The 488-nt window shown below is 34.8% G+C and carries 2 protein-coding genes; one reads left to right on the top strand and one right to left on the bottom strand.

Features of this window, described 5'->3' with window-relative positions; translation table 11 throughout:
- Positions 1-284: integrase core domain-containing protein (locus tag JKP73_RS22050; protein ID WP_200411969.1), on the top strand; the 284-nt coding region annotated here is incomplete at its 5' end.
- Between the two features lie 110 nt (positions 285-394).
- Here the strand turns inward: JKP73_RS22050 and JKP73_RS23450 are convergent.
- The coding region (locus tag JKP73_RS23450) for a hypothetical protein (RefSeq protein ID WP_200411970.1) at positions 395-488 on the bottom strand (94 nt) is incomplete at its 5' end.

A 488-nucleotide genomic window follows, 5' to 3' on the forward strand; every position in this document is an offset into this window, starting at 1 on the left:
CTGATCAAGGGAGTCAATATACAAGCTCTCGTTATCAATCTACTCTTCGTCAAGTCGGTGCTCAATCTAGCATGAGTCGTAAAGGAAATCCCTATGACAATGCAATGATGGAGTCTTTTTATAAGACGCTAAAGAGGGAGCTTATTAATGATGCTCATTTTGAGACAAGAGCTGAGGCTACTCAAGAAATATTTAAATACATTGAGACCTATTACAATACAAAAAGGATGCATTCAGGTCTTGATTACAAGTCGCCAAAAGACTTTGAAAAATATAATTCTTAAATTCTCTTAACTCCGTGTCTAGTTTTTCGTTGACTTTCCAAAAATATAGCTCATTTTGTGTCTAAATATTTGACATTAGTCCACTTTAATTGTCTTTAACTTTTCACTCATCATAAGTCCTGCCTTTTAACCGTAGGTAGATATTGCTCGATTGCTTTCTTCAAATACTTAGCGATATTGTGCTTAGAATATTCTTCACGCTTG

Source organism: Virgibacillus salexigens, assembly GCF_014905415.1.
Lineage (GTDB): Bacteria > Bacillota > Bacilli > Bacillales > Amphibacillaceae > Virgibacillus > Virgibacillus salexigens.